The sequence below is a fragment of the Streptomyces fuscigenes genome, from assembly GCF_021556455.1.
Taxonomy (GTDB): Bacteria; Actinomycetota; Actinomycetes; order Streptomycetales; family Streptomycetaceae; genus Streptomyces; species Streptomyces fuscigenes.
This window is the reverse complement of sequence record NZ_JAKGCV010000226.1, coordinates 1-8,903: the sequence shown is the minus strand read 5'-3', so window position 1 is coordinate 8,903 and position 8,903 is coordinate 1. Positions and strand designations below refer to the sequence as shown.

Below are 8,903 nucleotides of genomic sequence, written 5' to 3'. Positions count from 1 at the left end.
CGCGCCGGTCGTGCTGGCCGGCTGGGGCCCGCCCGAGCGGTGCGCGGCGGCCGGGGTGCTGGGCGTGGCGGGGCGTCTGACGGACCGGCTGCGCAAGGGGACGTGGCGGCCGGCCCACCGGGACGACCTGGAGGACGTGGCGGCCCGTGCGGGGCTGCGGCCGGACGGTTCGGGCCGGGTGGCCTGCCCCTTCGGCTACGCGGACCTGGCGAGTGCGGTGCGCGGGCTGATGTCGACCGGCGTGTTCGACGGCGCGGTCCGGGCGACGGACCGGCGGCAGGTGGAGAAGGAGATGGCGGAGGCCCTGCACCCGCACGTGCGCAAGGACGGCACGGTGTGGATGCCGAACGTCTTCCGCTACCTGATCGCACGCGTGCCCTGACGGGTCTCGCCCGCGTGCCCACGGGGGCGCCGCGGGGAGGTACGGCCGGCCGGGGGCGCGGGCCGTCGGAGCTGCGGCCTGCCGGAGATGCGATCGGGTGAGGGTGCGGCCGGTCGAAGGTGCGGCCGGTCGAAGATGCGGCCGGCTAAGGGTGCGGCCTGCTGGTGCCATGGCCCGCGCGGGCCACGGACAGCAGGGGGTACGGGCACAGCAGGGATGCGGGCGCGGCGGGCCCGCGGCCGCGGCCGGGGGCGGGGGCGGGGCGCCGCCCCCGGACCCGTGGGTGCTGTCTGGTGCGTCACCTCCGTCGCGGGGCCGGCCGGGCAGCCGCACCAAAACGGGCCGGCCGGCGCTCCGGCCCGGCCTGCGTGCGTGGGCCCAGGGCCCGTTCGGGGCCCTCCGTCGCCGGTCCGACCGTCGAACGTTCCCTCGAAAGAGAGTCTTGTCAGTATCCGGGATTCTGGTTACTGTCTCGGTGTGACCGGACTTGACGAGCGTTTCCTGACGCGCAACGGCCTCGCGGCGCGACAGCTCGCGGTTCTTCTGCTGAACCACGAGCCGGACACCCGCCTGCCCCGCGTGCGCGACTTCGCCGAGGAGCTCGGCGTGGGGAACGGCACCGTGCAGGCCGCGTTGCAGCTGCTCGAACAGGCCGACGCGATCGAGACCATGGCCCGGGGCCACCTGGGCACGTTCCTGGTCCGCTCGGACCGCTCCATACTCTGGCGGCTCTCGGGGCTCGGCACCCTGCTCGCGGCCATGCCACTGCCGTACTCCCGCCGGTACGAGGGTCTGGCGACGGGGCTGCGCCGCGCCTTCGAGGTCGCCGGCGCGCCCTTCGCGATCACGTTCATGCGGGGCGCGGGCGCGCGGACGACGGCCCTGCTCGACGGCAAGGTGGACCTCGTGGTGCTCTCGCGCTTCGCGGCCGACCGGCTGATCGAGGAGCACCCCGTGGAGCTGGTGGCGGATCTGGGACCCGCCACCTACGTCGGCGCGCACGGCCTGCTCATGAGGCACGGGCTGGACGTGGACACCGCCGGGCTCCGGGTCGCGGTCGACTACGCCTCCGAGGACCAGCGCATGCTGGCCGAGAAGGTCTTCGCCGAGCGCCGGGACATCACCTGGGTGGAGGCGTCGTACATGCAGCTGGGGGAGGTCTTCCAGCACGACCTCGCCGACGCCACGGTGTGGAGCCTCGACGAGGCGCAGGGCTGGCTCGGCCCGGACGTCGACGTGCTCCCCCTCGGCGACGAGGTCACGCGCGACCTCGCGCTGCGCAACTCCAGTGCGGCGATCATCGGCAGGACGGACGGAGCGAAGGCGCTGGCCGCCGTGCGCGACGCCCTGGACATACCGGAGATCGCCCACTGCCAGACGGAAGTACTCAAGGGCGAACGCTCGCCCTGGTACTGACGGGCGGTGAGCCCCGGCCCGGGATCGCCCCGGAACGTGGCGCACCGTCACCTCAAAATACAAAATACGGGTTACTGAACGGTGCTCGACTCTCAGTGACCGGTGCGACGGATCCCCCGGCGCCCCACGCACGCGACCCCGACCCACCTCGGTGAGCCTCTGGGAACGACAAGAAGGAGGAACGAATGGACGACCAACTCGCCCTTCGCATCAAGCTGTTCCGCGAGAGCGGCCAGGTGCGTCCGGAGGTCGCGGCATTCGTCGGTGACGAGCTGACGGCGCTCGCCGAGGCGGGCAGCACCGTCACGGAGGACACGGCGGGCATGCTCACGAGTCACCTGATGATGGCCCTCACGCGCCTGCTGGACGGCGAGCCCATAGCCGCCTTCAGCACCGACGACCAGGTCGCCGGCGAACTCGCCGACCATCCGGACGCGGTGGCGAAGGCGCGCGAGATCTCCGCCCGGGCGGAGCGGTCGCTCGGCGCCGGACTGCCCGACTCGGAGATCAACTTCCTGGCGCTGCACCTGGCCGTCCTCGCGCAGCACTCCCCCGCCTGATCTCCTCCGCCCCATCCGTACCCACCCCGCCCCGGCGACTCCCCGGCCGCCGGCCCCGCAGTACTGCTGCTCCGCAGCACCCGCGAGAAGAGAAGGAACCAGTCATGACGAAGATCCTCACCGGCGGCGTCGGCAAATCCGAGGTCGCGAAGGCCGTCTCGGACCTCGGCATCGAAGGCCTCACCGTCACGGTCTCCAACGACATGGACGCGGCGATGAAGCTGCGCGGCCGGCAGGCCGACTACTACCTCGGCACCTGCCACACCGGGGCGGGCGCCTCCCTCGGCGTGCTGCTGGGCCTGGTGGGCGCGGCCAAGTGCCACACGTTCGGCCGCTCCGTGCCGACGCAGGAGGAGATCTCCGCGCTGCTCGCCGAGGGCAAGACCGTCTTCGGCTTCGCGATCGACCAGATCGACGTCGTCGCCCCACTCATGGCACGCGCCATCGCGGCGCGGGGCTGACCTCCGAGAAACACCAGGGCACGAAGGAGTGACCCCGTGAACACAGTGCTCGCAGCGAGCGCTCAGCTCGACTTCTCGCTGACGCAGAAAATCACCGTCATCGTGCTGGCCGCGCTCACCGCGCTCATCTCGCACATGGCGCTGGCCGTCTTCAACGACGGCACCCGTCCCTTCATGCTGGAGTTCATCCAGGGACGTGCCACGCGCGCGGCGACCGCGGCGGTCGCGTTCGGCCTGTCCGCCGGCTTCATCTTCGGCCTGGGCGCGCCGATGGCACTGTCGTCCGGAGTGCTCAATCCGTGGCTGCTGTTCCTGCCGACGGACATCCTGGGCATCCTCGCCATCCGCAAGTGGATGGCCGTGGTGCTCGGCGGTGCGTGGGGCGCACTGGTCGTCTTCGGCCTCAACGGCGCCAACGACGTGGCGCACAAGCTGCCGGTGGACTTCCTGACCGCCATGCAGCAGATGTCCACGCCGATCCTCTTCCTGTTCACGCTCTTCCCGGTGATCGCGGTGGCCAAGCAGTTCGGCCGGGCGCGAGGCGGCATCACGGCCGTCGTGGAGCTGGCGTTCGTGGTCATGACGATGAAGCTCTGGCCGAGCGTGTTCGCGGGTTCGCTGGCGATGGCGGCGGGCGTGCTGATGCTCATCGGATTCGCCGTGCGCAAGGACCTCGTGCAGCGCAAGGCCGACCGCGAGGCCGAGGCGGAGGCGGAAGCGGCGGCCCGGGCGGCCGCCGCCGAGGAGCCGGGGCCGGACAGCTCCGGCGGCGCCGCGGGCGGCGGTTCCGGCGGGGGCGTCCTGACGAAGACCGACGGCGGCGGGGGTGCGCTCGCCACGGCCACCGCGGAGGAGGCCGAGCTCGAGGACCCGATGGCCTCGCTGTTCAGCGCGAGCGCGACCAGGCTGCGCAGGCACCTGCCGCTGTTCATGCTGCTGGGCGCCGGCGTCTGCCTCATCGCCCAGATGCACATATTCGGCGGCGGCGAGGCCACGAGCTTCCTGATCGCGAAGGGCCACGTCAGCGAGGCGGCCCAAGTCGACTTCTACCGCGTCTTCGGCTTCATACCGCTGATCGCGACGACCGCCCTGGCCTCGGGCACGTACGGCATCGCGGGCCTGACGCTCGTGTACCCCATCGGCTACCTGATGCCGAACCCGATCCTGGCGGCCGTCGCGGGCGCCCTGGTCCTCGCGCTGGAGATCCTCGGCCTGTCGTCGATCGGCAAGGTCCTCGGCAAGCTCCCGAGCGTCCGGGACTCCTCGGAGCACCTGCGCAGCGCCATCACGGACACGCTGCAGCTGGCGATCCTGTTCGGTTCGCTCCTCGCGGCGAACGTGATGGGCGGCGGCCTCGGCATCCTGGTCGTCGGCGGCCTCTACCTCATCAACGAGGCGATGGGGCGTCCCGTGGTGCGCATGGCCGCGGCTCCGGCGGCGGTGATCGTCGGCGGGATCCTGCTGAACGTCCTGTACTGGCTCGACCTGTTCACCCCCGTGAAGGGCTGAGGCACTTCCGAAGGGGGGAAGGGCCCGTCCGGGCCCGGAAAGGCACCCGCACCATGCACCACCACCTGCGCACCGTCTCCGGAGCGCTGGACGCGGCGGAGGTCCGGGGCCCGGTGCTCGCCCACGAGCACCTGGTCCTCGACCTCGACCGCACCGGCGACCGCGCGGCGGTCCTCGACCCGGACGCGCACGCACCCGCGGTCACCAAGGAACTCACGGCCCTGCGGGACGAGTTCGGCCTCTCCGCGATCGTCGAGCTGACGTGCCGCGGCATGGGGCGCGACCCGCACGCGCTGGCCCGCCTGTCGGCGGACACCGGTGTCGCCGTCGTCGCTGCCACCGGCTGGTACTACGAGCCGTTCCACCCGGCCGAGGTGGCCGGCACCGACACCGGCCGCCTCACCGAGGTCCTGCTCGACGAGATCGGCAACGGCATCGGCACGACGGGCGTCCGGCCCGGCGTGATCGGCGAGATCGGCAGCCACGGGGACGTGCCGAGCGGGCCGGAGACGAGGGTGCTGACGGCCTCGGCGCGCGCCGCCGCCGCGACGGGGCTGTCCCTGGCCACGCACGCCCAGCTGGGCCGGGGCGGCCTCGCCCAGCTGGAGATCCTGACCGCGGCCGGCCTCGCGCCGCACCGCGTCTCGATCGGCCACCAGGACCTGCTGGACGATCCGGCGGTCCACCGCCGGCTGGCCGCCGAGGGCGCCTACGTCGCCTTCGACACCGTGGGCAAGGCGACCTACCAGAGCGACGAGACGCGGCTGCGGCTGCTGCTCGGCCTGCTCGACGCGGGCCATGCCGACCGGGTGCTGCTGAGCTGCGACATCTCGCGCCACGGCTACCTGCTGTCCGAGGGCGGCCAGGGCTACGGGCACCTGTTCCGGTCCTTCCTGCCGAAGGCGCGCGCGGCGGGCGTCGACGACGACCTCGTGGACCTCATCACGCGCCGCAACCCCCTGCGCTTCCTGACCGGCGCAGACGTCGAGGAGATCTGACATGCCGCACGGCACACCCCCCACACCCGCTCCGGGCGGCGCGCGGCTCCCCCGTACGCATCCCCTGCCGACCGTCCCCCTCGAGGACGCCGTCCGTACGCAGTTCCGGCTGCTGGAGCACACGGCGCAGCACTTCGAGGGAGCCGAGCTGTTCGCGGCGGACTCCGGGGTCGTGCCGGGCCTCGGCAGGCCCCGCACGACGGCCCGCGTGGAGGCCGTGCTCGCGGGTTTCCTCGGCGCGCAGGACGCCGCGCTCGTCCAGGGCGCGGGCACGGGGGCCATCCGGGCCGCGCTCCAGGCGGCCGGTGTGGCGGGCGGGCCCCTGCTCATCCACCGCGCGCCGGTCTACCGCACGACGGCGGTCACGCTGCGCGGCCTGGGCGTGGAGGCGGTCGAAGCCGACTTCAACGACGCGGCGGCGCTGGGTGCGGCCCTCGCCTCGGGCCGGTTCCGCTGGGCGTACGTGCAGCACAGCCGCCAGCGCCTCACCGACTCCTACGATCCCGCGGCGGTCCTCGCGGCCTGCGCGGCCGCCGGGGTGCGCACCGTCGTGGACGACAACTACGCCGTGCTCCGCGTCCCTTCGAGCGGTGTCGAGCTGGGCGCGGACGCCTCGTGCTTCTCGCTGTTCAAGCTGCACGGCCCGGAGGGCGTGGGCGCCGTGGTGGGCTCGCGCGACCTGGTGGCACGGGTGCGGGCGGACAACTACTCCGGCGGCGGGCAGGTCCAGGGCCATCAGGCGCTCGACGCGCTGCGCGCGCTGACCCACGTGCCCGTCATGTGGGCGCTGCAGTCGCAGGTCGGCGCGGAGATCGCCCAGCGGCTCGCGGCCGGGGAGGTGCCCGGCGTGGCCGACGTGCGCCTCGCCAACGTCCAGGACCGCTGCCTGATCGTGCTGCTCGACCGGCCCGTCGCCAAGGACCTGCCCGCCGCGGCCGCGCGGCACGGCGCCGCGCCCTACCCGGTGGGCTCCAACTCGCGCTACGAGATCGCACCGCTCGTCTACCGCATGTCCAGCTCGTCCCTCGACGACGCGCCCGAGCTCGCCGACCGCGCCGTGCGGATCAACCCGATGCGGGCGGGCGCGGACCTCGTGCTCGACATCCTGCGCCGGTCCCTGCACGACCTGGAGGGCTGACCGTGTTCCTCGACACCGTTCTCACCCGCAACCCCTCCCTCGTCGAGGCGGCCACCGAGCTGCACGGCTCGGGCGCGATCCCGTCCGACACGTACGTACTGGACGCCGATGCCGTCGAGGCGAACGCCGCACTGCTGGCGGCGGAGGCCGACCGGCTCGGGCTCTCGCTGTGGTTCGTCGTCAAGCAGCTCGGGCGCAATCCGGAGCTGATCCGGGCCGTCGCACGGCACATCCCGGCGTTCGCGGCGATCGACCCGGCGGAGGCGCGACTGCTGCACGCGACGGGCGCCCGCGCCGGCAACCTCGGCCACCTGGTGCAGATCCCGCCGCGCGACCTGCCGGAGATGCTCGCCTGGCGCCCGGAGGCCGTCACGGTCTTCGACCTCGCCAACGCGCGCGCCGTGTCGGACGCCGCCTCGGGCCTCGGCCTCGTGCAGGACGTCCTCGTCCGCCTCGAAGGGGCGCCCGGCGCGGTCTACCCGGGCCAGGAGGGCGGTGTGCCCCTGGATCGGCTGGACGCGTTCGCGGCGGAGGCCGAGCGGCTGCCCGGCATCCGCCTCGCGGGGGTCACCGCCTTCCCGTGCGTGCTGTGCGACCCGGTCACGGGCCGCCCCGAGCCGACCCCCACGTTCGAACTGGCGGTCAAGGCGAAGGCCCTGCTCGCCGCGCGCGGCCACCGGGACGTACGGCTGAGCGCGCCGAGCGCCACCTCCGTGGCGACGCTGCCGCTCCTCGCCGAGCTGGGCGCCACCCACGGCGAGCCCGGCCACTCCCTGACCGGCACGACGCCGCTGCACGCGGTCGACCCCCACCAGCCGGAGCAGCCGGCGTACGTGTACGTCACCGAGGTCGCGCACACACTCGCGGACGGCCGCCCGGCCGTGCGGGGCGGCGGCTTCTATGCCCGCGCCGCGATCAGCCGGGCGCTGCTGCCCCGCAGTGGCGCCCGGCTCGCGGTCCACCCCTCCCCCGCCGAGAACATCGACTACTACCGGCTGCTGGACGCCCCGGAGCGCGCCGACGACGCGCGCGTCGGGGACACCGCCCTCCTCGCCTTCCGCACCCAGATCTTCGTCACGCGCTCGACGGTCGCCGTCGTGTCCGGCCTGTCCGCCGGCGCGCCCCGGCTCACCGGCCTGTACGACGCGCACGGCCGGGCCCTGTAGCGGCCGGAAAGGAGCAACGTCCATGAGCAGGACCGTCATCGTCGTCCTCGACGGGTTCGGCATCGGCGCCATGCCCGACGCCGGCGCGCTGCGCCCCGGCGACGTGGCCGCCGACACCTGTGCGCACGTGCTGGACGGCTGCCGCGAGCTGACGGGGCGCCCGTTGCGGCTGCCCGGCCTCGGGGCGCTCGGCCTGGGCGTCGTGCACCCGCACCCGGACCTCGCGCCGGCGACGCCGCTTCCGGTGTCCGTGGGGCGGGCGGCGCTCGGCTATCCGGGGGCGGACACCTTCGCGGGCCACCAGACCATGATGGGGGCCGACTTCAGCCGCGTCACGGTCGCCCGGCTCGCCGAGCACCTGTCCGAGGTGACGGCCGTGCTCAAGGCGGCGGGGCACACGGTCTCCCCGCTCGGCGGCAGGCCGCTGCTGCTCGTGGACGACGCGGTGCTCGTCCACGACAACCTGGAGGCCGACCCGGGGATCAACTGGAACGCGTCGGGGCGGCTGGAGGACCTGCCCTTCGAGGGCATCCTCGCGATCGCGCGGACGGTGCGGACGGTCGCGCCGGTGGCCCGCGTGATCGCGGTCGGCGGGCACGCCGACGGGCCGCTCGAGCGGTTCGTACGGGACGGCGACGGCGGGACGTTCGGGCTCGACACGCCCGCCACCGGTTTCTACCGCAACGGCGGTCTGCAGGTGACGCACCTGGGCGCGGACCTCGACCACACCCGGCAGTTGCCGGACCTCGCGGCGCGCTCCGGCATCCCGGTCACGCTGGTCGGCAAGGCCGCGGACATCCTCGCCGGCGAGGGCGTCGTCCGGCGGCCCGCCGTGGCCACGGGCGAGGTCGTGGCACACACCCTGGACGCCGTGCGCGGCGCTGGCCGTGACGCGCTCGTCGTCGCCAACGTGCAGGAGACGGATCTCGCCGGGCACCAGCAGGACACCGCGCGGTACGGGCGGGTGCTGGAGGAGGCGGACGCGGGCCTGTTCGAGCTGCTCGGCCTGCTCGACGGGCCGGACGACCGGCTGATCGTCACCGGCGACCACGGCAACGACCCGGCCATCGGGCACGCGTACCACACCCGGGAGTACGTGCCCGTCCTCATCCACCGCCCCGGCGGCAGCGGCACGGAGATCCGGCCGGACGCGCCGACCCTGGCGGACGTCGGCGCGATCGCCGCAGCCTCGCTGGGCCTGGACGCCACGGCGCTGGCCAATGGCTCGGCCCGCCGCTGAGCCCGCCCCGGGCGCCCCGCCACGCGCCGCGCG

The 8,903-nt window shown here is 74.0% G+C and carries 8 protein-coding genes and 1 pseudogene; all 9 read left to right on the top strand.

From position 1 onward, the window contains the following. Positions 1-382 (top strand): annotated as a pseudogene (locus L1885_RS18035) (SAM-dependent methyltransferase); the annotation flags it as partial. Between the two features lie 477 nt (positions 383-859). Next, positions 860-1,798, top strand: a complete 939-nt coding sequence (gene yhfZ / locus L1885_RS18030; RefSeq protein WP_235798162.1) for a GntR family transcriptional regulator YhfZ — start codon at positions 860-862, stop codon at positions 1,796-1,798. A 185-nt stretch (positions 1,799-1,983) separates the two neighbouring features. Then, a complete protein-coding gene (locus L1885_RS18025) occupies positions 1,984-2,358 on the top strand; it encodes a PRD domain-containing protein (protein WP_235798161.1) in 375 nt (124 codons plus the stop codon). A gap of 104 nt (positions 2,359-2,462) precedes the next feature. Next, complete coding sequence (locus L1885_RS18020; protein WP_235798160.1) at positions 2,463-2,819, top strand: DUF2620 domain-containing protein; 357 nt, start codon at positions 2,463-2,465, stop codon at positions 2,817-2,819. A gap of 36 nt (positions 2,820-2,855) precedes the next feature. Next, on the top strand, positions 2,856-4,328 hold the full coding sequence (locus tag L1885_RS18015) for a YhfT family protein (protein WP_235798159.1): 1,473 nt from the start codon (positions 2,856-2,858) through the stop codon (positions 4,326-4,328). A gap of 53 nt (positions 4,329-4,381) precedes the next feature. Next, positions 4,382-5,326 (top strand): phosphotriesterase family protein, encoded by a 945-nt coding sequence (locus L1885_RS18010; protein ID WP_235798158.1) that lies wholly within the window; start codon positions 4,382-4,384, stop codon positions 5,324-5,326. A gap of 1 nt (position 5,327) precedes the next feature. Next, positions 5,328-6,464, top strand: coding sequence for an aminotransferase class V-fold PLP-dependent enzyme (locus tag L1885_RS18005; RefSeq protein ID WP_235798157.1), 1,137 nt, complete (start codon positions 5,328-5,330; stop codon positions 6,462-6,464). 2 nt (positions 6,465-6,466) lie between these two features. Continuing rightward, positions 6,467-7,630 carry an alanine racemase gene (locus L1885_RS18000; protein ID WP_235798156.1) on the top strand — a complete coding sequence of 388 codons (1,164 nt, stop codon included), beginning with the start codon at positions 6,467-6,469 and terminating at the stop codon, positions 7,628-7,630. Between the two features lie 22 nt (positions 7,631-7,652). Beyond that, entirely contained in the window at positions 7,653-8,870 is a 1,218-nt protein-coding gene (locus L1885_RS17995; protein ID WP_235798155.1) for a phosphopentomutase, read from the top strand. Positions 8,871-8,903 lie beyond the last annotated feature (33 nt).

Excerpts from the sequence above, each read along its gene's own strand:
- L1885_RS18010 (WP_235798158.1), top strand. The coding sequence starts at position 4,382 with ATGCACCACCACCTGCGCACCGTCTCCGGAGCGCTGGACGCGGCGGAG.
- L1885_RS18020 (WP_235798160.1), top strand. The coding sequence starts at position 2,463 with ATGACGAAGATCCTCACCGGCGGCGTCGGCAAATCCGAGGTCGCGAAG.
- L1885_RS17995 (WP_235798155.1), top strand. The coding sequence starts at position 7,653 with ATGAGCAGGACCGTCATCGTCGTCCTCGACGGGTTCGGCATCGGCGCC.
- L1885_RS18005 (WP_235798157.1), top strand. The coding sequence starts at position 5,328 with ATGCCGCACGGCACACCCCCCACACCCGCTCCGGGCGGCGCGCGGCTC.
- L1885_RS18025 (WP_235798161.1), top strand. The coding sequence starts at position 1,984 with ATGGACGACCAACTCGCCCTTCGCATCAAGCTGTTCCGCGAGAGCGGC.